This window comes from Paenalcaligenes sp. DL 309 (genome assembly GCF_057475285.1).
In genome coordinates, this window is the sequence record NZ_JBYBKW010000003.1 from 301,666 (window position 1) to 323,075 (window position 21,410).

19 protein-coding genes are annotated in these 21,410 nt (G+C 43.2%); 11 read left to right on the plus strand and 8 right to left on the minus strand.

Going from position 1 to position 21,410, the window contains the following annotated elements; all coding sequences use genetic code 11:
* Window positions 1–20: 20 nt before the first annotated feature.
* A complete protein-coding gene (locus AC2UZJ_RS06190; protein WP_486949249.1) occupies window positions 21–1,499 on the plus strand; it encodes an NAD(P)-binding domain-containing protein in 1,479 nt (492 codons plus the stop codon).
* On the opposite strand, the gene panD is transcribed toward AC2UZJ_RS06190, so the two are convergent.
* The 4 genes from panD to dnaA all read right to left on the minus strand — a co-directional run bounded on the left by panD (window position 1,443) and on the right by dnaA (window position 7,195).
* Window positions 1,443–1,985 (minus strand): aspartate 1-decarboxylase, encoded by a 543-nt coding sequence (gene panD, locus AC2UZJ_RS06195; protein ID WP_486949250.1) that lies wholly within the window; start codon window positions 1,983–1,985, stop codon window positions 1,443–1,445. The two genes, AC2UZJ_RS06190 and panD, sit on opposite strands and share 57 nt — an antisense overlap.
* Window positions 1,986–2,130: 145 nt before the next feature.
* The gene (gene gyrB, locus AC2UZJ_RS06200; protein WP_486949251.1) at window positions 2,131–4,578 is read right to left on the minus strand and encodes a DNA topoisomerase (ATP-hydrolyzing) subunit B; all 2,448 of its coding nucleotides are present in this window, start codon (window positions 4,576–4,578) and stop codon (window positions 2,131–2,133) included.
* Window positions 4,579–4,627: 49 nt separating this feature from the next.
* Window positions 4,628–5,734 (minus strand): DNA polymerase III subunit beta, encoded by a 1,107-nt coding sequence (gene dnaN, locus AC2UZJ_RS06205; RefSeq protein ID WP_486949252.1) that lies wholly within the window; start codon window positions 5,732–5,734, stop codon window positions 4,628–4,630.
* A 6-nt stretch (window positions 5,735–5,740) separates the two neighbouring features.
* Window positions 5,741–7,195: a chromosomal replication initiator protein DnaA gene (dnaA, locus tag AC2UZJ_RS06210; protein WP_486949281.1), complete on the minus strand. Its 1,455-nt coding sequence runs from the start codon at window positions 7,193–7,195 to the stop codon at window positions 5,741–5,743.
* A gap of 268 nt (window positions 7,196–7,463) precedes the next feature.
* Between dnaA and rpmH the strand changes: the two genes are divergently transcribed.
* The 6 genes from rpmH (at window position 7,464) to mnmE (ending at window position 12,973) form a co-directional block, all read left to right on the plus strand.
* A complete protein-coding gene (gene rpmH / locus AC2UZJ_RS06215) occupies window positions 7,464–7,598 on the plus strand; it encodes a 50S ribosomal protein L34 (RefSeq protein ID WP_486949253.1) in 135 nt (44 codons plus the stop codon).
* Window positions 7,599–7,643: 45 nt separating this feature from the next.
* Complete coding sequence (locus tag AC2UZJ_RS06220; protein WP_486949282.1) at window positions 7,644–8,009, plus strand: ribonuclease P protein component; 366 nt, start codon at window positions 7,644–7,646, stop codon at window positions 8,007–8,009.
* Window positions 8,009–8,230 (plus strand): membrane protein insertion efficiency factor YidD, encoded by a 222-nt coding sequence (gene yidD / locus AC2UZJ_RS06225; RefSeq protein ID WP_486949254.1) that lies wholly within the window; start codon window positions 8,009–8,011, stop codon window positions 8,228–8,230. The genes AC2UZJ_RS06220 and yidD overlap by 1 nt, the downstream gene beginning before the upstream one ends.
* A gap of 79 nt (window positions 8,231–8,309) precedes the next feature.
* Window positions 8,310–10,004, plus strand: coding sequence for a membrane protein insertase YidC (yidC, locus tag AC2UZJ_RS06230; protein ID WP_486949255.1), 1,695 nt, complete (start codon window positions 8,310–8,312; stop codon window positions 10,002–10,004).
* A gap of 116 nt (window positions 10,005–10,120) precedes the next feature.
* Entirely contained in the window at window positions 10,121–11,563 is a 1,443-nt protein-coding gene (locus tag AC2UZJ_RS06235) for a catalase (RefSeq protein ID WP_486949256.1), read from the plus strand.
* A gap of 36 nt (window positions 11,564–11,599) precedes the next feature.
* Window positions 11,600–12,973 (plus strand): tRNA uridine-5-carboxymethylaminomethyl(34) synthesis GTPase MnmE, encoded by a 1,374-nt coding sequence (gene mnmE / locus AC2UZJ_RS06240; protein WP_486949257.1) that lies wholly within the window; start codon window positions 11,600–11,602, stop codon window positions 12,971–12,973.
* A gap of 10 nt (window positions 12,974–12,983) precedes the next feature.
* Here the strand turns inward: mnmE and AC2UZJ_RS06245 are convergent, their stop codons facing one another.
* Genes AC2UZJ_RS06245 through AC2UZJ_RS06255 form a run of 3 tightly spaced genes read right to left on the minus strand, consistent with a single transcriptional unit; the run spans window position 12,984 to window position 15,851 of the window.
* On the minus strand, window positions 12,984–13,601 hold the full coding sequence (locus AC2UZJ_RS06245; protein ID WP_486949258.1) for a nitroreductase family protein: 618 nt from the start codon (window positions 13,599–13,601) through the stop codon (window positions 12,984–12,986).
* A gap of 23 nt (window positions 13,602–13,624) precedes the next feature.
* Window positions 13,625–14,476 carry an archaetidylserine decarboxylase gene (gene asd, locus AC2UZJ_RS06250; protein ID WP_486949259.1) on the minus strand — a complete coding sequence of 284 codons (852 nt, stop codon included), beginning with the start codon at window positions 14,474–14,476 and terminating at the stop codon, window positions 13,625–13,627.
* Window positions 14,477–14,483: 7 nt separating this feature from the next.
* On the minus strand, window positions 14,484–15,851 hold the full coding sequence (locus AC2UZJ_RS06255; RefSeq protein ID WP_486949260.1) for a diguanylate cyclase: 1,368 nt from the start codon (window positions 15,849–15,851) through the stop codon (window positions 14,484–14,486).
* Between the two features lie 871 nt (window positions 15,852–16,722).
* Here AC2UZJ_RS06255 and mnmG point away from each other — a divergent pair.
* The 4 genes from mnmG to AC2UZJ_RS06275 are packed head-to-tail and all read left to right on the plus strand — an operon-like array spanning window position 16,723 to window position 21,035.
* Window positions 16,723–18,642, plus strand: a complete 1,920-nt coding sequence (mnmG, locus tag AC2UZJ_RS06260) for a tRNA uridine-5-carboxymethylaminomethyl(34) synthesis enzyme MnmG (RefSeq protein ID WP_486949261.1) — start codon at window positions 16,723–16,725, stop codon at window positions 18,640–18,642.
* Window positions 18,642–19,310, plus strand: coding sequence for a 16S rRNA (guanine(527)-N(7))-methyltransferase RsmG (rsmG, locus tag AC2UZJ_RS06265; protein ID WP_486949262.1), 669 nt, complete (start codon window positions 18,642–18,644; stop codon window positions 19,308–19,310). The genes mnmG and rsmG overlap by 1 nt, the downstream gene beginning before the upstream one ends.
* Window positions 19,307–20,089 carry a ParA family protein gene (locus tag AC2UZJ_RS06270; RefSeq protein WP_486949263.1) on the plus strand — a complete coding sequence of 261 codons (783 nt, stop codon included), beginning with the start codon at window positions 19,307–19,309 and terminating at the stop codon, window positions 20,087–20,089. Before rsmG ends, AC2UZJ_RS06270 begins: the two co-directional genes overlap by 4 nt.
* A gap of 25 nt (window positions 20,090–20,114) precedes the next feature.
* The gene (locus AC2UZJ_RS06275) at window positions 20,115–21,035 is read left to right on the plus strand and encodes a ParB/RepB/Spo0J family partition protein (protein WP_486949264.1); all 921 of its coding nucleotides are present in this window, start codon (window positions 20,115–20,117) and stop codon (window positions 21,033–21,035) included.
* A 77-nt stretch (window positions 21,036–21,112) separates the two neighbouring features.
* Here the strand turns inward: AC2UZJ_RS06275 and AC2UZJ_RS06280 are convergent.
* Window positions 21,113–21,410 (minus strand): transposase (locus AC2UZJ_RS06280; RefSeq protein WP_486949265.1); only part of this gene is annotated, 298 nt, incomplete at its 5' end.

The following is a 21,410-nucleotide window of genomic DNA, read 5'->3' on the forward strand; positions in this document are numbered from 1 at the left end:
CCCCTAACTACACACTCATTATGTCTATCCTCACCTCTTTGGATTTACTAGAACAACAAGTGCAGCGTGATTTAACTTACCTGTGTTTGCCCGAATCTCCTTGGCTGCCTATACGCTATCATCAAGGGCAACGCATACGTGACGTGGTCATCGTAGGAGCCGGCATGGCTGGCCTCACCTTAGCGGCAGCACTACGTTTTGCGGGTATCAACAATATTCAACTCATAGACAAAGCCCCTGCTAAACATGAAGGCCCCTGGAACACTCATGCCCGCATGCAAACCCTGCGTTCCCCTAAAGAGTTAACAGGGCCCGCTTTAGGCATTGCCTCTTTGACCTTTAGAGCTTGGTATAGCGCCCAATTTGGCGAGCAGCAATGGCAAGCCTTAGACCGTATTCCTACGTTGATGTGGCATGATTATTTGCAGTGGTATAAACAGGTGCTAGGCATTTCAGTGCAAAATCAAACCGAGCTGAACCACTTGCAAAAGGAGCAAGTCGAACACTTAAAACACCCTATTGCTAAACTTGAAGTGTATTCTCATAAGGAAAACTCTCCCCAAACCATTTATGCTAGGCACGTTGTTTTGGCTACGGGTATGGATGGCTTAGGCAGCCCTTATTTACCTTCTATTGCACAACAACTTAACGATAAAAACAAATGGGCACATAGCAGTGAACCAATCGCTTTTGAGAGATTACGAAATAAACGAGTAGCGATTGTAGGTGGCGGAGATTCTGCTTTAGATGCTGCGGCAACCGCTTTGGAGAAAGGCGCTAGTGATGTGGATATTTACTTACGAGCCGCAGATTTCAGCCAAATTAATTACTGGAAAGCCTTTACTCATTCCGGGCACCGTTATGCCTATGCACAGTTAAGTTTAGAGCAAAAAGCCACTTTGCTAAATTTTTTATTAGCACAGCGCACTCCGCCTGCACGAGGCACGGTGCAGCGTTTAAGCCAACACAGCAACTTACAACTGCATTTTGATCAAACCATTGAGGAAGTTAAAGAGGAGGGAGAGCAGCTTCATTTACGCACACAACACAATATGCACCACAAAGCAGATTTTATTGTTTTTGCCACCGGTTATGCGACTGATCTTAGACAGCGTAAAGAGCTAAGTGAGCTACTCCCCCACCTGTTTCTCGTGGAACACACCGCGTTAGGTCAAAAACTAAAACTTCGGGGCATACCCGTATTAAATGAAGACTTTTCTTTCAAAGCCAAATCAAATGATTACCCGCTATTAAGCGCTATACATTGCTTCACTTCTCAGGCTTTATTTAGTGTAGGAAAAATCTGTGGTGATATTCCTAGCATTAGCGTAGGGGCCAACCGATTATGCCAAGGCATAGCAGCCAAACTCTATCAGGCGGAGTTTGACTACCAGCTACAATCTATTCAAGATTACAGTGAGCTTGAAGTCAGCGATGAGGCTCTAACTAAACTCATTCAAGTGACAGGACAACACATCCGCAATAGCGCGGTCGTCTAAGCCTCGTGCGCGCAAGTCTGCGGCTAAGGCTTCTACGTTTACATTAATAAGTTGTCGCTCCGGCCCATTGGGGCGCTCTTCGCGTTTAATTCGAAAATTAAACTCGCGCTCTGGCGTGGAATACACTTGGTAGCGCATCACTTCATCAATGTTGTTTTGGCCGTCGAAGGTCAAAACAACGGGCTCAATTTCAAAGAGTTGCGGCGTCTCTATGTACTCAGTAGCACAAATAATCACCTGATCTCCTTTCTGGCAGGTACGAGCAGCCGCGCCATTTAAAATACAACACTTAGAGCCGGGCTCACCGTAAATCACATAGGTGCTAATACGGGCGCCACTATCTTTATTCCAAATCTCTACAAACTCCATAGGCAGAATGCCTGCCTGTTCACACATATCGGGATCTAAGGTAATAGAACCATGGTAGTTTAAGTCGGCACCAGTTATCGTAATGCCATGCAGTTTAGCTCGAACAATTTTTTTCATGAAAAAGCCATAGTAAAGAAAATATATATGTTTGATTATACAACTATGCGGCGCTGCAACATAACAAAAAAGAAGCTACCGTTCATTGTGGTAGCTCCTTTTTGAGACTTATCTTGAAAATATTGAAAAATAAAAGAGATAATAATTAAATATCAATATTTCCCGCCTGCAGAGCGTATTTCTCAATAAAAGCACGGCGTGGCTCGACCTCATCACCCATTAAGGTGGTAAAGATTTGGTCTGCTGCCAACGCATCTTCTACCTTCACTTGCAATAAACGACGGGCCTCAGGATTCATGGTGGTATCCCACAACTGATCTGGGTTCATTTCACCTAGACCTTTATAACGCTGCTTAGATACCCCTCGTTCGGCTTCAGCGCGTAACCACTGTACGGCATCTCGGAAGTCATCAATGGCTAGCTCTTTACGGCGCTCACCCTCACCACGCATCACCTTCGCGCCTTTACCTATGAGCCCAAGGAAGGTTTCTCCAGCACGCTTCAATGCCACGTAATCCGCACTAATAATGAAAGGTTTATCAAAAACGCTAACACGAATATTACCGTGGTGCAGCCTGCGCACTACTACCTGCCACATTTCGGTTTCTTCGTTAAGCTCCGCTTTCACACTCACCAGATGCGGGTTCGCTGGGTCTTGCAATACCTCTTGTAAAGCAGCAGCAGACTGCACCGCCGCCTCTTCACTACTGAGATCTATTTGCACCCCTTCGGCCACTGCGGATAAGGCTTCACTATCAAACAATCGAGCCTGACGACTAATAACAGCATCCGCCAAAATATACTGACGTATCAACTCTTCTAAGGTGTCGCCCGTGAGCGGCTCAGCGCCTGCTGCAGGTATAACAGCAGCATCTTTAAGCGCTAAAGACAGCATGTATTGAGCCTCTTCCACATCATCTTTGAGATACCGTTCATCTCGGCCTGCTTTCACTTTATAAAGCGGTGGCTGTGCAATATATACATAACCGCGCTCTATTAACTCAGGCATCTGACGATAAATCAGCGTGAGCAATAATGTACGAATATGCGCACCATCCACGTCCGCATCCGTCATGATAATAATACGATGGTAGCGTAATTTGTCTATGTCAAAATCAGCACCAATGCTAGTACCTAAAGCAGTAATTAAAGTGGTGATTTGCTCACTTTCTATAAGACGTTCAAAACGTGCTTTTTCTACGTTTAACACCTTACCGCGCAAAGGCAAAATCGCTTGAAACTTACGATCACGCCCTTGCTTAGCTGAACCACCCGCGGAGTCACCCTCTACAATATACAGTTCAGATTTAGCGGGATCTTTTTCTTGGCAATCCGCTAACTTTCCTGGTAGGCCTGCGCCCTCGAGCACACTCTTACGACGTGTAACCTCACGTGCTCTACGTGCTGCCTCACGTGCCCTAGCGGCTTCAATAATCTTGCCACAAATAGCACGAGCATCGGCTGGGTTTTCTAGTAACCACGTCTCTAAAGTACGGCCTACCGCTTCTTCAACGGCTGGGCGCACCTCACTAGAAACTAATTTCTCTTTAGTTTGGCTGCTAAATTTAGGATCGGGTAACTTCACGGACAACACACATGACAAACCTTCACGCATGTCATCACCGGCAGTTTCTACGCGAGCACGTTTAGCCAAATCATGGTCATTAATGTACTTATTTAATACGCGTGTCATAGCAGCGCGTAAGCCGGTCAAGTGGCTACCGCCATCATGCTGCGGAATATTGTTTGTGAAACACAACACATTTTCTGCGTAGCTGTCGTTCCACTGCATGGCGATTTCTACATTCACTGGGACGCCACCAGCCTCAGACTCTGTCATCACAGAAAAAATATTCGGATGCAGTACCGTTTTACCGGTATTAATGTATTCTACAAAGCCTTTTACGCCACCCAAAAAAGCAAAATTTTCTTCTATTCCTTGGCGTTCATCCACCAAACGAATATTAACGCCATTATTTAGAAAAGACAGTTCACGTAAGCGTTTGGCCAAAGTCTCATACTGATAATTAATATCAGTAAAAATTTCGGTATCAGCTAAATAACGTACAAAGGTCCCGCTTTTTTCTGTTTCACCTACTACATGCAAAGGCGCATCGCGTTCACCGCGTTGGAAACGTAAAGCGTGCTCTTGCCCATCGCGCCAAATGGTTAACTCCAACCACTCAGATAGTGCGTTTACACATGAAACCCCCACTCCATGCAAGCCGCCAGATACTTTGTAAGAGTTTTGGTCAAATTTACCGCCGGCATGCAGCTCTGTCATCACGATTTCAGCGGCACTACGCATCTCCTCGTCATCACTATGGATATCAGTAGGAATACCGCGGCCGTTATCGCTAACAGAAATACTGTTATCAGCATGAATGGTGACGACAATTTCGTCACAATGCCCGGCAAGTGCTTCGTCAATGGCGTTATCTACTACCTCGAACACCATGTGATGCAGGCCTGTACCGTCTGAAGTGTCTCCAATGTACATACCGGGGCGCTTACGTACCGCCTCCATGCCTTTAAGCACTCTAATAGAATCCGCGCCGTAACCGGGTTGGTTAGTCGTTGTTTGATCTGCCATGAATATAATTACCTGTTGTGAGTCATTGCGGGCTTAAGCGTAATTAAAATTAAATACGCATCGGCATGACTACATATTTAAATGCATCTTCTTCGGGTAGTGTTACTAAGACTGAGGCGTTTGAGTCGGGCTGCACAGACCAGCGCACATCTTGTGCTTTGGTATTAGCTAATACATCAAGTAAATAGCTCACATTAAAGCCCACGTCTAAAGACTCATAAGCGTAATCTACCTCTAACTCTTCACGTGCCTCTTCTTGCTCTGCATTGGTGGCAGAGATTTTCATTTGATTTTCACCTAACTCAATGCGAACCCCACGTAATTTATCGGTAGTCAAAATAGCAGCGCGCTGCAAACTACCTTGCAAGGCTTCACGATTCATCACGAAGTGACGTGTGTAAGAGCTAGGAATAACACGGGTGTAGTCTGGGAATTTTCCTTCTACTAACTTTGTAATCAGTTCTACACCGTCAAAATTAAAGCGCATTTGTCCGGCTGCCACTTCAATTTGCACCGGGGATTCCGTATCTGCTAGTAGACGTTGCATTTCTAATACGGTTTTACGCGGCACAATCACTTCTTGTCGCTCATCTATACTTTGCGCTTCCGTAGCATGGTGAACTAAACGATGACCATCCGTGGCGACTGCACGTACTAAGCCGGGTTCAAGTACAAAAAGCATGCCGTTTAAGTAATAACGGATATCTTGATGTGCCATCGCAAAATGCACGGAGTTTAATAAGTGCTTAAAATCTTGCTGCTGCAGCGCAAAAGACACATCCCACTGTACCGGTGCAAGTGTAGGAAAATCATCAGCAGCCATAGTTTGTAACGCAAAGCGGCTACGCCCAGATTGCACTAACAGCAAGCCATCCTCTAATAACAAAGACACCTCACCACTCGCTGGTAAGGCCCGTAAAATATCTAAGAGCTTACGCGCTGCAACTGTAGTAGATAATATGTCATCACCTACACCAATATCAGCATAGGTGGTAATTTGCACCTCTAAATCTGTAGCAATAAAAGACACACGACTGCCTTCTTTACGCAATAAAATATTTGCCAATATAGGCAAAGTATGACGCCGCTCTACAATCCCAACGACTGTAGTTAAAGGTTTTAGCAGCGCATCACGCGAGGCTTGTACGAGTAGCATGGTTTCTTATCCTTTTAGAGTCTGTTCTAGAACGTGTAAAGAGTGATTGAGCTCACTGTCTGAGCGCCTAGCATCCGTAATTTTACGTACCGCATGCAGTACAGTAGTGTGATCACGCCCGCCAAACAAATCACCAATCTCGGGCAAACTTTTTTGCGTTAGTTCTTTAACTAAATACATGGCAATTTGTCTGGGCACAGCAATATTTGCAGGCCTACGCTTAGAATACATATCGGCGACTTTTATCTTATAAAAATCAGCCACCGTTTTTTGAATGTTTTCTACTGTGATTTGTGTATTTGAGGCTGAAAGCAAATCTTTAAGTGCGTCTTTACAAATTTCAACCGTTAATACCTCACACTCATGGAAACGTGCATAAGCAGCAATAGTACGCAACGCTCCCTCAAGTTCACGCACATTACTGCGCAAATGCTTGGCAATAAAAAACGCCACTTCTTTAGACATGGCAATGCCATCATTTTGTGCTTTGCGTAGCAATATAGCCACGCGCATTTCTAGTTCTGGCGGCTCAATGGCTACGGTTAAACCTGAATCAAAACGAGATATCAACCGACTTTCAATATTAGCAAGCTCTTTGGGATACGTATCAGAAGTGATGATAATTTGTTTACGTTGGGCCACCATGGCTTCAAAAGCATAAAAGAACACTTCTTGAGTACGTGTTTTACCCGCAAAAAACTGAATATCATCAATCAGTAACAGATCTAAAGAATGATAATAATGCTTTAGCTCATCAAAGGCTTTGCGTTGATAGGCTTTCACCACATCAGATACGTACTGATCTGCATTCACATAACGTACTTTAGCACCTGGATTACTGGTGACCATGGCATTACCCACAGCATGAATCAAATGCGTTTTCCCTAAACCCACCCCTCCATATAAAAAAAGCGGATTATAGGAAGTACCTGGGTTTTCTGCTACTTGTAGAGCGGCCGCTCTAGCCAATTGATTCGCCTTACCCGTCACAAAATTATCAAACACCAAATCTGGGTTTAAGCGTGACTGCTGACTGAGCGCCCCTACTGAGCTTACACCACTACCACTAGTAGAAGTAGTACCAACGGTATCGGTCATTGCCGTATTGGGCGTATACATTGAGGGAATAGACGCGGTCTCCCCAGCACTGTCTGCCGCATCAACGCGTGATTGCTGTAAATTTTGTGCCGTCATCATTGGCTGTGGTGTAGCGGTAGACTTGGCTAACTCCAGCTCTAAAGAAACGCTGCAACCATACCACTCGCTCGCTATTTCTTGAATGCGATGCGAAAAATTTTTACGTACCCAATCAAGCTTAAAGCGATTAGGCGCAGACATGCGCAACACCGATTGCTCCTCATCGAACTGTAAAGGTTCTAAAGGTTTAATCCAGGCGCTGATTTGTTGGGGGGGCAGGTCTTGTTCTAGACGCTGTACACAGGAAAGCCAAAACTCATTCATTTTTTTCACTATAGTAAACCTTAATTCTACCACCTACCACATAGACTTATCCACAGGCTAATCACAACAAAACATATAACTTTGTGCGACTTTCAGGTAAAATCGTTTTTTATCTTGTTATTTACCCTATTATTTCCTGTTTTTAATACTGAATACTGATTAGCCATTGACTAAAAGGCTAATTTTTGCTGAAATAATAGTCTTTTATAGAATTTTTGTTGTCAGAGCCTAGTTTTTTTCTGGCTGCACTTTTATTTGTGGATTAACCATGAAGCGCACATATCAACCATCAGTTACTCGTCGCAAACGCACGCACGGTTTTCGCCTACGCATGAAAACTCGTGGCGGCCGTGCCGTACTCAACGCTCGCCGCTCCAAAGGCCGCAAGCGTTTAGCTGTTTAATCGGCTGCAGGTGCCTTTGGGCACAATCTGGAATTGGCGCACAATCTGATGCGTACCTCTTATCCAGCCTCTGCACGACTTCATCGCCCCTCCGAATACGCTCTAGCCCTTAGAGGCAAGCGCGTAGCCCGAGGGGCGCTGTTCGTTGTCAACACACCACGTCACCCAGCTCCTACTACTCAAGACACCGCTCGTTTAGGACTCATTATTCCTAAACGCCTTGCAGCAAAAGCCGTAACACGTAACACCATCAAACGGGTTCTTCGTGAAGCCTTTCGTTTACAACGACCCTATTTAGCGCATAAAGACATCGTTTTTAGATTACACAGTAAAGTTCCCGCGTTGTCGCTAAGACAACTACGTAAGCTGGTGCGCGCTGAAGCTGATGATTTGTTGCATAAACTCAGGTGATGAAAGTCGTATTAATAGGCTGTGTGCGTTTTTACCAAATCGCTATTAGTCCATGGCTAGGCCGTAACTGTAGGTACTTACCCACATGTTCAGCTTATACTATTGAGGCCATTGAAATACACGGCGCTTGGCGTGGAGTCTGGTTAGGGTTAAAACGCATTGGTCGCTGTCACCCTTGGGGTGATAGCGGGTATGATCCAGTTCCACCTAAAAAGCATTAAATAACGTTTCATTCTACTCACTCTACTTACTTACAAGCCGCCCTAAATGACGTTGGCTTATTCTTTGTAAACAGGCGCTATGGATATTCGACGCACCATCCTTTGGATGATCTTCTCCTTTTCGCTCCTGCTACTTTGGAACAACTGGCAGGAGTACAACGGCAAGCCATCGCTGTTTGCTAATACCCCTGCCACCGAAGAGCAGGCCCCTGCTGCTAGCACTAACGCTAACACCACAGCAGCTAATGATGCCTCAGTTCCTAAAGCGGCGTCTACCTCATCTACCCCCGCCCTGCCTGATGCCAGCTCTAATGCCATTACTGCAGATGCAGCCACTGAAATCATTACGGTAGACACCGATGTATACCAGCTTAGCTTTGATACCTTAGGGGCTCAATTAGTACGCGCTGATCTTTTAAAGTATGACTCGCCCCAAGAAGGCACACCACACATGACCTTGTTGGATAACTCCGACCGCTCTGTGTATGTGGCTCAATCAGGAGTAGTAGGTGCACCAGCTGGGCAATCTTACCCTACTCACCTAACCCCTTTTAAACTGGTTTCAGAACAAACAAATTTAACCAGCGGCTCATTAGATATTATTTTCGAAGCCACTTCAGACGATGTACGGGTGATAAAAACCTACACCCTCACTGAAGGCAGCTACGATATTAAAGTCTCAAACACCATTGAAAACCTCAGTGATCACGGCATCAACCCCTCGATCTATTTACAACTCAACCGTGATGGTAATAACCCGGCAGACACTTCCCGTCTATACCGTACTTATACCGGCCCGGTAGTGTACTCAGAGGAAGATAAATTCCAAAAAGTAGGCTTTTCTGACATAGACAAGAAAAAAGCCAAATACACTGAACTAACAGACAATGGTTGGGTAGGCATGTCACAGCACTACTTTGCTAGTGCCTGGATTCCTGAAAATGGCGTAGAGCGTAAAAACGAAATTTTACGAGTAGCAGATAATCTTTACGCGGCCCGCACTATTATACCAGTGGGTGAAATTGCTCCTGGTGAGTCTAAAACCATAAACGCTGATTTATGGGTAGGCCCTCAAGACCAAAAGGCCATGAGCGCTGTGGCCAAAGGTCTGGATTTAGTGGTGGATTATGGCTGGCTCACCATTCTCTCCAAACCTTTATTTGTTATTTTAACCTGGCTGCACAGCTTGTTAGGTAACTGGGGTTGGTCCATCGTAGCCTTAACTTTCCTCATTAAGCTAGTGTTTTACCCACTGTCTGCAGCCAGCTATCGCTCTATGGCGAAGATGAAGCAGGTTACCCCACGTATGCAAGCCATTCGTGAGCAGTACAAAGAAGACAAAATGAAGCAAAATCAGGCCATGATGGAGCTTTACCGTAATGAGAAAATTAACCCATTGGGCGGCTGTTTACCCATGTTAATTCAAATTCCGGTGTTTATTGCGTTGTACTGGGTGCTGCTAAGCAGTGTAGAAATGCGTGGTGCTCCTTGGATTCTGTGGATTCAAAACTTATCTGCCCGTGATCCCTACATGATTTTACCTGCCATCATGATGCTCACTATGTTCTTGCAGATTAAACTAAATCCCACGCCTCCTGACCCATTACAAGCTAGAGTCATGATGGTGATGCCTTTAGTTTTCGGCGGTATGATGTTCTTCTTCCCTGCGGGCTTAGTGCTGTACTGGGTAGTCAACAATATCTTATCTATTGCTCAGCAGCAGTATGTAACCCGTAAAATTGCGAAGCAAACTGCAGAAGCTCAAACGGGTTAGTAAAAAGCAATCAGTAATTTAGCAAAATACAATCATTAGATTGGTTACATTTAAAAAGCCTCTATGCCATACTTATTAATGCATAGAGGCTTTTTTATTACAGGATATATAGATAAATGACTCAGAAAAAAACCCTTACCACCGCTACCGGCACCCCCGTCAGCCAAAACAATAACTCCATGACTGCTGGTCCACGTGGCCCGGTATTAATGCAAGATGTGTGGCTCTTAGAAAAGCTCGCACATTTTAATCGTGAACGCATCCCGGAGCGTGTAGTGCATGCTAAAGGTGCGGGGGCTTTTGGTACCTTTACTGCTACCCATGATATCAGCCAATATAGCTGCGCTGACGTATTCAAAAAAGGCAAAGAAACCGCAGTACTAGGTCGCTTTTCTACGGTTGCTGGTGAATCGGGTGCAGCTGATGCAGAGCGCGATGTACGTGGCTTCTCATTAAAGTTTTATACCGATGAAGGTAACTGGGATATGGTGGGCAATAACACCCCCGTTTTCTTTGTGCGTGACTCTCTGAAATTTCCAGATTTCATTCACACCCAGAAACGTGACCCGCGTACCCACTTACGTAACATGGAAGCCGCGTGGGATTTCTGGTCTTTAAGCCCTGAGTCATTGCACCAAGTCACAATTTTGATGAGTGATCGTGGCCTGCCAAAAAACTTCCGTCAAATGCACGGTTTTGGCTCTCACACATACAGCTTAATTAATGCTGAAGGCGTGCGTCACTGGGTGAAGTTCCATTTCAAAACTCAGCAAGGTATTGCGAATTACACTAATGAAGAAGCGGCCGCTGTAGTAGCCAATGATCGTGAAAGTGCCATTCGTGATCTTTACAAAAACATTGAAAATCAAAACTTCCCACGCTGGAATTTACGCATTCAAGTCATGACGGAAGAAGAGGCTCTAAACTATCACATCAATCCCTTTGATTTAACTAAAGTTTGGCCACACGCTGATTTCCCCCTTATCGATGTGGGTGTATTAGAGCTCAATAAAAATCCAGATAACTACTTTGCTCAAGTTGAGCAAGCCGCATTTACACCGGGCAATATTGTGCCGGGTATTGGCTACTCACCAGATCGTATGTTGCAAGGCCGTCTGTTTGCTTATGGTGATACACATCGCTATCGCTTGGGCATTAATCACAGCCAAATCCCCGTTAATGCGCCACGCTGTCCTTTCCATAACAGCTACCACCGTGATGGCAGCATGCGCGTAGATGATAACCAAGGCGGTAAACTAAACTACGAGCCAAATAGTCAAAATGAATGGCAAGAGTCCAGCTACAAAGAGCCCGCATTGGCCTTAGATGGTCAAGCCGCTGACCACTGGGATCACCACGAAGACAAAGACTATTACTCTCAGCCGGGTGCTTTATTTAGATTAATGTCTGCTGATCAGCAGCAGCAATTATTTAATAATATTGCCGAATCCATGGATGGCGTAGCAGATGCTATTATTGAACGTCAACTAGAGCATTTCCATCAAGCCGACCCTGCCTATGGTGATGGGGTACGGAAGGCTTTAGCTGCACGTAAATAATATTATTTATAATAAATTATTAATTATCATTAATCCATGAGCTTTACTGCCTCTTATCCTATTGCCGCTATCACCACCGCTCCAGGGCGTGGTGGTATTGGTATTGTACGTATCTCTGGCCCTGATTTAAACCCCTTTATTCAGGCTTTTTTCAAGCAGGTATTACAACCTCGTCATGCCCATTTCCTGCCATTTAATGATGGTCAAGGTAAAGCCATTGATGAAGGCATTGCTTTGTACTTTCCTGGGCCACATTCTTACACGGGTGAAGATGTGGTAGAGCTGCAAGGTCATGGGGGCACAGCAGTATTGCGTCGCGTATTAGATCGCTGCTTTGAAGTGGGTGCGGCTTTTGATTTACGTCATGCCGCACCCGGCGAATTTACGCAGCGCGCTTTTTTAAATGACCGCATGGATTTAGCCCAAGCTGAAGCCGTTGCAGACCTTATAGACGCCTCTTCTGAGGCTGCTGCTAAGGGCGCCATGGCTTCTCTTAGCGGCGCTTTTTCTAAGCAAATTAATGCGCTAGCAGACCGCATCGTTCACTTGCGTATGCTGGTAGAGGCCACCTTAGACTTCCCCGAAGAAGAAATTGATTTTCTAGAAAAATACCAAGCGGCTGAACAGCTAAAAAGCATAGATGACGATCTACAAAAATTGCGTTTACACGCCAAACAAGGGCAAGTATTACGTGATGGCTTAAATGTGGTTTTAGCAGGTCAACCAAACGTAGGAAAGTCCAGTTTGTTAAATGCTTTGGCGGGTGATGATGTAGCTATTGTGACGGATATTGCTGGCACCACACGTGACCGCGTCACACAATTAATACACATTGAAGGCATCCCCATCCATATCGTAGACACTGCTGGTTTACGCCGTACCGATGATAAAGTGGAAAGCATTGGTATAGAACGCAGTTGGCAAGAAATAGCCAAAGCAAATGTAATATTACATCTATTTGACGCCCGCTATCCCCACCATGCCGCTGATGAAGACATTATGGCGCGTCTACCTAAAAACACCACCACACTACAAATTTTTAATAAATGCGATCTGCTCTCAGACGAAAAACAACAAGCTTTACCTGCAGATAGTGATTTTCATTTGCAAATTTCCGCCCAAACAGGTCTGGGCTTAGACAAATTACGCCAGCGTCTCTTACAGATCGCCGGCTGGTCTGCCCACACCGAATCACCTTGGTTGGCTAGAGAAAGGCATCTGCATGCGTTAGATCGCTGTGATGAGCACCTACAGATTGCTCAGTCTCACGCCCAACACGATGATCAAATTCTTGATCTATTCGCCGAAGAACTGCGCTTAGCCCATAACGAGCTAAGCGAAATCACTGGCACTTTTACCAGTGATGATTTACTAGGTGAGATCTTTTCTAGTTTTTGTATTGGGAAGTAAAACCGTCTCTTTACACAATATCCAACACTTCCTCTATATCCAAACGCGCATTCTGGGGTGTGTTACCCTCAGCAGCGTAACCCACAGAAACTAACACCACTGGGATACGTGTTTCAGGCAAGTCAAAGGTAGCGCGAATAGCAGCGGGATCAAAACCGCTCATAGGGCCAGTGGCTAAGCCTTGCTCTTGCGCCGCTAACATAAGCGCCATAGCCCCTAAAGACGCTGACCTAAATGCCTCAGCGTGCTGAGCAGCACTGTTGTTGTGCATGGCAGCCTTCACTTTGTCATGCCAAGTGGCGGCGGCATCTTCTGGGACCCCTCCACGATCAATCATTACTTTGGTCACCCTATCGAAGGTTTTATGCGACTCCATTTCGCCGCAAATAATAAAGGTAACCGCCGCATCTAAAATTCGTTGTTGCTTGAACGCTGACTCATAGAGACGTTGTTTTGCTTCAGCCGTTTTCACAGCAATAAAGTGCCAGTTTTGTAAATTGAAAGCCGTAGGCGCCAATGTAGCCAAACGCGTTAACTCCGTAATCTGTGCATCATCTAACTTCTTAGATGCATCAAAAAATCGCGTGGCTGCACGTTGCTCTAGTGCTTTTTTTACAGAAAAACTCATTTCTTTGATCCTTTGCTTTTGCTTTATAAATGATTCAGGGTGGCCATTGCCTCACCCATTTTAATCTCTTTCTCAGGTTGCCAACTAGACTCTAATTGATAACTATCACCCTGAGGAAAGAGCATAACTACCGTAGATCCTAACAAAAAACGCCCCATTTCTGCGCCTTGCTCTAATAAAAGACTGCCGTCATACTCCCAGCGCCGTATGCCATGTGGGCGCGGGCTATTTACCACTCCATGCCAGGTTGTGGCCACACTGCCGACTACCGTTGCCCCCACTAGAACCAGTACAAAAGGACCTGCATCGTTTTCAAACACGCACACCACTCGCTCATTACGCGCAAACAGTTCATCTATAGAGCGTGCTGTGAGGGGGTTAACTGAGTAAAGGTCCCCAGGTATATAGATCATGGTTTTTAAGCGCCCAGCGCACGGCATATGAATGCGGTGATAGTCTTTAGGGCTTAGATACAAGGTTGCAAACAAGCCATTTGTAAAATATTGCGCTAAGCTGTGATCACCACCTAGTAAAGCGGCCGTGCTAAATGACCTCCCCTTAGCTTGAAAAATTTGCTCATTTTGAATATCGCCTGCTTGGCTAATGGCTCCGTCAACCGGACTAATCAAGGGCGCCGTAGCTAAAGGACGTAACTCGGCTTTAATTTCTCTGGTGAAAAAATCATTGAATGTTTTGTAAAAAGCCGGATTAGAATGAACGGCTTCATTCATATTGACTCCGTATCTTTTTATAAAATAGGAAATAAAAGAGGTGGTTAAACCACCTCCCTTGATTTCTGCTAATTTTCCTAACATTTCTGTTAAAAAACGTTTAGGTAATATTTTTTGAAAAAATAAAAATAATTGATCTGACATATATGTATTAGTTTAAAAAAACCACTTTATCACGGCCACTTTCTTTAGCTTGATATAAAGCCTTATCAGCTCGACTCAAGGTACGGCTATAGTCAGGATGACCATCAAACAACGTGACTCCTATACTAGCCGTAATAGACAGTAAATCACCATTAGGAATAAAAAACTTTTCCTCACGAACCTTTTGTAAAATTTGATTAGCTACCCGTATAGCGGATTCTTGGTTGATATCTACCAATAAAATTAAGAACTCTTCACCCCCTAAACGAAATACATAATCGCCTGCACGACTACGCTCCGCTAACAACTCGGAAAATTGCTGCAACACCATATCACCCGCCGCATGACCATGGGCGTCATTAATACGTTTAAAAAAATCTAGATCTATAGCAAGTAGAGCAAACGAAATATCTCGCTTACGTGCATAGTTAACCTCTTTAGACAATACTACTGATAAATACTTTCGACTTAACAAACGGGTTAACTCATCTCTACCTGCTTCTAAGTCATTGTATTTATCAAAAAGTGCATCCATATTTAATTGAATATTTCTAGATTCCACTCTCAATTTTTTTAATAGTGCTACGCGATCTTCTGCTTTTTTATGTTTTAATTTTTCAATAATCGCATCTATAGTTTCAATGGATTTTAAAATTATTTCAGTTTCAGGAAGATTATCAAAAGCATGTAAGCCTTTATGAGTAAACCATAAGCCAAAATCTGACTGTCTAATACTAATAAACCGGTTCACGCTATCATCAATAGTCAGTGCAAACATCAATTCATTTTCCCAATCAAGCAAAGCCGCACGTTGACGTCCTTTTTCAGCTGCTGCATTGTGTACTGCTGAAAATAATCGGTACGATTCCTCAGCTCTGGATTTTCTATCATAACTACTGGCATAAGCCTGGCTCATAACTTCCATAGCTATATCTAAAGAATCTGAAATTAACTTAAGCGATTCCCCTTTGCACTCTAAGCTCAAACTACTATCCTCATCAAGCAATAAACTAAATTTATGCTTTAAGGTACGCGCACCATGTAACACCAAATGTACGGGTAAATCAATGCGTGCATGAACCTCTCCAACTTTTTTTTGTAAAGCAATCAAAGCTATAAAATCAGCCTCTATGGTTACGCTAAATAACTGCGTTAACCAGTTTTGCATTGAGGGCATTAAACGTTCATGTACTGTTTCATTTGATAAAAACAGCTTAGCAGCTGAGTCCTGCATCATTTTTTCATAGAAGAAAGCAGCCAACTCTTTTTTATTTTCTAAGGTAATTTGCTTAACGGCATCTCTCACTTCCTCTGGGTAATACAAAATAGCATTACGCCACTCTTGAGCAAGTAGCAAAGCAGTAGATTCTGACATACAGTCCCATTTAATTTATTAATATTAGCGCTGCAAAAACGCCTAAACTGAGAAGAGTGCAAGCAAACAATTTTGGCACGCTTAACCCAAACTGTCACCTGTAAATATACAAACCACTTAGAGTCCTCAGCTCATCTTTTGAACATACTTAAATCAGCGATAAACCCCATTATAGCCTGTGGATAAGCCTGTGAATAAGCTGTGGATAATATCTGGATAACTCTTGTTTTTCCTCATACCTCAAAAATTATCCACATTCTATCCACAACAATCCACAGGGTTATCCAAAGCAAAAAACTCATATAAGCTGTTGTTTTTATTTATTATTTTTGAGTTATCCCACTTATCCACAGGCTCTTATCACTATTACTATGTATATATATACTTATTAATGTTAATAAGGAAAAGGCTAAAATAACCTAAAAGCCTTTGCGGAAAACAAGAGAAGCTACCCGGTAAACAATAAGCATTTACTGTTCTACAAAACCAAGAGTTTGTAGTTAAAACAGTAAATCTACGGGTTTTGAGTCTTTGACAAAACCATGCATCATACGGCACAATACTGAGACCTCATCCAATCCTCAAACTTTTAAAACTTAGTATTTTTCTCTTTTTACGAATATTTATTACGAAAAATCTGGACTTGTCCACAGCAAGGAATAATTAAAATTTAATTGTTTTCTTTTATGTTTTCTCAATTAAATCAACAGCTTAGGTTTTACTTGTTGTCGTTTTTGGCTTTTTTATATTGATAAAATCAAGTTACTCCACAGACTTATCCACAGCTCAGTGTCTTATTGCTTTCAAGCAAAATTACGCATTTCGGGCTGCGTGCACCATAATATTTTTTTAGATTTTTATTAACGCAATAATGAACTACACAGATTCTTTTGACTTAATCGTAGTAGGTGGGGGCCATGCTGGCACTGAGGCTGCTTTAGCAGCGGCTCGCGCAGGAGTTTCTACACTGCTGCTTACCCACAACATCGATACCCTTGGACAAATGTCATGCAATCCTTCTATCGGTGGTATTGGCAAAGGTCATTTAGTCAAAGAAATTGATGCTTTAGGCGGAGCGATGGCTTTAGCAACGGATAAGGCAGGAATACAATTTAGAATTTTAAATCAATCAAAAGGACCTGCCGTGAGGGCCACTCGTGCCCAAGCAGACAGATCTTTATACCGTTCTGCTATACGTCAAATTGTACAAAATCAACCTAATCTTACGGTTTTTCAACAAGGGGTTGATGATTTAATTCTAGAAGGCGATAGGGTTATTGGTGCAGTTACGCAGCTTGGTTTACGTTTCAAAGCCAAGGCCGTTATTTTAACTGTAGGAACTTTCTTAAATGGCCGTATACACGTTGGACTGGATAATTATTCAGGCGGTCGCGTAGGGGATCCTCCATCTATTACTTTAGCTGAGCGTTTAAAAGAGATGGCATTGCCGCAGGGCAGGCTTAAAACAGGTACACCGCCTCGTATTGATGCGAATACCATCGATTTTTCACGCTTAGAGCAGCAACATGGTGATACCAACCCCGTACCTGTGTTTTCCTATATGGGCGATGCTTCTATGCATCCCCAACAAATGCCATGCTGGGTTACTCATACAAACCAACGTACTCATGACATTATTCGCTCTGGCTTAGATAGATCACCCATGTATAGCGATGATGGCACTATTGAAGGGTTAGGGCCTCGTTACTGTCCTTCTATTGAAGACAAAATACATCGGTTTGCAGATAAAGAAAGTCATCAGGTTTTCTTAGAGCCCGAAGGATTAACTAGTACAGAAATTTATCCCAATGGTATCTCTACAAGCCTGCCTTATGACATACAAGTAGGCATAGTTCATAGTCTTCCAGGTTTAGAAAATGCTCGCATCGTCAGACCTGGATATGCCATTGAATACGATTACTTTGATCCGCGCTCTTTAAAACCCACTTTAGAAACAAAAGTAATAAATGGTTTGTTTTTTGCAGGTCAAATTAATGGCACCACCGGATATGAAGAAGCAGGGGCTCAAGGCTTATTAGCAGCGATTAATGCAGTGCAGTTGATACGAGAGCAAGAGCCTTGGTATCCAGGGCGTGACGAGGCCTATTTAGGTGTTTTAGTGGATGATTTAATCACTAGAGGAGTGACTGAGCCTTATAGAATGTTTACCTCTAGGGCCGAATACCGTCTTTCTTTACGAGAAGATAATGCAGATGCTCGTCTTACAGAAATAGGGTATAAATTAGGTATTGTAGATGAAGCTAGATGGAATGCGTTTTGCCTTAAACGTGATGCTGTTGCAGCTGAAATTGAACGCTTGAAATCAGTATGGATTAATCCAAGATTAGTATCTGCTGAAACGCAAAAAGCTGTTTTAGGTAGAACGATTGAGCGTGAGTATGCTATGCATGATTTACTAAAACGCCCAGAGATGAATTACAATAAGCTGTTTGAATTGGTACGTGCTGAAGATCAAACTGCAGTATTAGCAGATTTACAGTTAGAAAAAAAAGTTACTGATCAAGTAGAAATAGAAATTAAGTATGCTGGTTATGTGGCACGTCAAAAAACGGATGTAAGTAAGCAGGCCGCCTTAGAGCAGACTAAGATTCCAGTGGGTTTTGATTACAGTATAATCTCTGGTTTGTCGCATGAGGTTGTAAATAAACTTGAAGAAGCCGCGCCAGAAACCGTAGGGCAAGCAAGCCGCATCTCTGGCGTAACTCCAGCTGCTATTTCTTTGCTGTTAGTGTATATAAAACGTTTTACAGCTACAGTTAAAGGAAAATAATGAAAATTAAGGATTTTGAGCAGCGAACGCTCAAAGCCTCTCAGGCGCTAGGTTTAAATTTAAGTATAGAGCAAATTAATACACTACAGCTTTATTTGCAGCAGTTGAATCGTTGGAATAAAACGTATAATTTAACGGCATTGCGAGACCCAGATTTAATGCTAGTGCAGCATATATTTGACAGTCTTGCCGTGGTTCCTGCCGTACAAGCAATAGCTAAGAATAAAACTTCTGAAGAGCTCAAGATTGTCGATGTGGGGTCTGGTGGAGGGTTACCAGGGGTGGTTTTAGCGGTGATGGGTTCCACGTGGAACGTGCATTGTGTAGATGCTGTTGAGAAAAAAATGGCATTTGTGCGCCAAATGTCAGCCGTTTTAAAACTTAAAAATCTTCATGCGCATCATGTACGTATTGAGCAAGCTGAATATTTTGATGCTGATTTAATTATATCTAGAGCTTTTGCTTCTTTAGTTGATTTTGTAAGTTTGTCTGAAAAGCACCTAAAGCCTACAGGCCAAATCATCGCGATGAAAGCAAAGTATCCCGCAGAAGAAATCTCGCTTCTAGAAGAACAAACAGACTGGAGGGTTACCTCAATTGAGGAGTTAACAGTGCCAGAGTTAGAAGCCGAACGATGCTTAGTCTATTTGAAAAAAGGTGGAGCATGAGCAGTAAAAAACAAAATTATGTTTTTTGTGTGGCTAATCAGAAAGGTGGAGTAGGTAAGACTACAACTACTGTTAATTTAGCTGCAGCATTAAGCTTATTAAAGAAAAAAGTTTTGCTCATAGATTTAGACCCCCAGGGTAATGCCACCATGGGAAGTGGTATAGATAAAAGCAATAGCGAACTTAGCATTTATCAAGTGCTGATTGGTGCTAACTCCATAGCTGAATGCAAGCAATATTCAGAGACAGGTGGCTATGATGTATTGGCAGCAAATAGAGAGCTGTCAGGAGCAGAGATTGATTTAGTGCAGATGGCTGAGCGTGAGCAACAGTTAAAACAAGCGCTTAGATTTTGTCAAGATGAGTATGATTTTATATTAATTGACTGCCCACCAACTTTATCGTTATTAACCTTAAATGGCTTAGCCGCTGCGCACGGGGTAATTATCCCCATGCAGTGTGAGTATTTTGCCTTAGAAGGTTTGTCTGATTTGGTGAATACGATCAAACGGGTGTATAGCAATATTAATGATGAGCTTGAGCTTATTGGTTTGTTGCGTGTGATGTTTGATGGCAGGATTACATTACAAAGACAGGTTTCAGAGCAAATAGAACAGTATTTTGCTGATAAGGTGTTCAAAACCAAGATCCCAAGAAATATACGCTTAGCTGAAGCTCCTAGTCATGGCATACCAGGGGTAAATTATGATAAGAGCTCGAGTGGAGCAAAAGCTTATATGGAGTTTGGGCGTGAGTTAATTAAACGTCTGAAGTCATAGTAATCGGTTTTAAATAGGATAAAAAATGGCAACACGCAAACCCAAAGGACTAGGAAGAGGCTTAGATGCCTTATTAGGTGCGGATGCTTCGAGCGTTGGTGAGTTAGGTAAGCGCCCAGCTGAAGAGGTGGAGGGAGTGCAGCTTGTACCGTTAAAACAAATCCAAGCTGGAAAATATCAGCCGCGAACTCTCATGGATGAAGGCGCCCTTAATGATTTGGCTGAATCAATTAAAAGCCAAGGATTGTTACAGCCTATTTTGGTGCGCCCTATTAAAGAAAGCGGTCCTATTAAGTATGAAATTATAGCTGGAGAGCGTAGATTCAGAGCAGCGGATATTGCAGGCTTAACAAATATACCTGCATTAGTGCGAGATATAGATGATAAAAAAGCAGCTGTTATCGCACTGATTGAGAATATGCAGCGTGAAGACCTAAACCCTCTTGAAGAGGCTCAGGGTGTAAAGCGTTTAATAGAAGAGTTTGAGTACACACATGAGCAAGCAGCACAAGCCATAGGGAGATCTAGGTCTGCTACTAGTAATTTATTACGGTTACTTAATTTAGCGGAATCAGTACAAACTATGCTTTTGGCTGGTGATATTGATATGGGGCATGCCAGAGCTTTGTTATCGGTAGAGGCAGCCTCGCAAATTATGTTGGCAAATGAGGTGGTGGCTAAGCGCTTATCCGTGCGAGAGACGGAGCGTTTAGTTAATAAGTTTTTGAATGGTGAGCTGCAGCAGAATGCTGCGCCGCAACAAAAGACAAAAGCTCCCGATATTGTGCGCTTTGAAACTGCACTAGCCGATTATTTAGGCACATCTGTAAGCATTAAAACAAATGCTAAAAATAAAGGTTATTTGCAAATATCTTTCGATAACTGGGAGCATTTAAATGATCTCTTGGAAAAGCAAGGTTTACATCAGGTGCTAGAGGAATCTTGAAATGATAGGGTCATAATTAGTAAAAAGAGAAAAGCCACTTCAAGGTGAACTGACCCCCAATAGTTGAACGGTTTATTTTAGTGGGCACTTAAGGACTGAATTCGGTATTGCACCGGACTCAGTCCTTTTAGTTTTAGTTTAATCCGTTCGTGATTGTAATAGTAAATATACTCATCAATTGCTTTTTTAAGCTGCTCTACCGATTGCCATTTTTGCAGATGGAATAATTCGGATTTTAAGGTACCAAAGAAGCTTTCTATGACGGCATTATCCAAGCAGTTTCCTCGGCGAGACATGCTCTGTGTCAGTCCCCGTTCGATTAAAAGTGTCTGATACGCACGGTTTTGATAGTGCCAACCTTGATCACTATGAACC

Bases quoted from the DNA above. Each gene is read 5' to 3' on its own strand.
- AC2UZJ_RS06235 (WP_486949256.1), top strand. From the start codon at position 10,121: ATGACTCAGAAAAAAACCCTTACCACCGCTACCGGCACCCCCGTCAGC.
- panD (WP_486949250.1), bottom strand. From the start codon at position 1,985: ATGAAAAAAATTGTTCGAGCTAAACTGCATGGCATTACGATAACTGGT.
- AC2UZJ_RS06245 (WP_486949258.1), bottom strand. From the start codon at position 13,601: ATGAGTTTTTCTGTAAAAAAAGCACTAGAGCAACGTGCAGCCACGCGA.
- yidD (WP_486949254.1), top strand. From the start codon at position 8,009: ATGAAAGTCGTATTAATAGGCTGTGTGCGTTTTTACCAAATCGCTATT.
- mnmE (WP_486949257.1), top strand. From the start codon at position 11,600: ATGAGCTTTACTGCCTCTTATCCTATTGCCGCTATCACCACCGCTCCA.
- dnaA (WP_486949281.1), bottom strand. From the start codon at position 7,195: ATGAATGAGTTTTGGCTTTCCTGTGTACAGCGTCTAGAACAAGACCTG.
- asd (WP_486949259.1), bottom strand. From the start codon at position 14,476: ATGTCAGATCAATTATTTTTATTTTTTCAAAAAATATTACCTAAACGT.
- dnaN (WP_486949252.1), bottom strand. From the start codon at position 5,734: ATGCTACTCGTACAAGCCTCGCGTGATGCGCTGCTAAAACCTTTAACT.
- rpmH (WP_486949253.1), top strand. From the start codon at position 7,464: ATGAAGCGCACATATCAACCATCAGTTACTCGTCGCAAACGCACGCAC.
- rsmG (WP_486949262.1), top strand. From the start codon at position 18,642: ATGAAAATTAAGGATTTTGAGCAGCGAACGCTCAAAGCCTCTCAGGCG.
- AC2UZJ_RS06255 (WP_486949260.1), bottom strand. From the start codon at position 15,851: ATGTCAGAATCTACTGCTTTGCTACTTGCTCAAGAGTGGCGTAATGCT.
- AC2UZJ_RS06270 (WP_486949263.1), top strand. From the start codon at position 19,307: ATGAGCAGTAAAAAACAAAATTATGTTTTTTGTGTGGCTAATCAGAAA.
- yidC (WP_486949255.1), top strand. From the start codon at position 8,310: ATGGATATTCGACGCACCATCCTTTGGATGATCTTCTCCTTTTCGCTC.
- mnmG (WP_486949261.1), top strand. From the start codon at position 16,723: ATGAACTACACAGATTCTTTTGACTTAATCGTAGTAGGTGGGGGCCAT.
- gyrB (WP_486949251.1), bottom strand. From the start codon at position 4,578: ATGGCAGATCAAACAACGACTAACCAACCCGGTTACGGCGCGGATTCT.
- AC2UZJ_RS06275 (WP_486949264.1), top strand. From the start codon at position 20,115: ATGGCAACACGCAAACCCAAAGGACTAGGAAGAGGCTTAGATGCCTTA.
- AC2UZJ_RS06190 (WP_486949249.1), top strand. From the start codon at position 21: ATGTCTATCCTCACCTCTTTGGATTTACTAGAACAACAAGTGCAGCGT.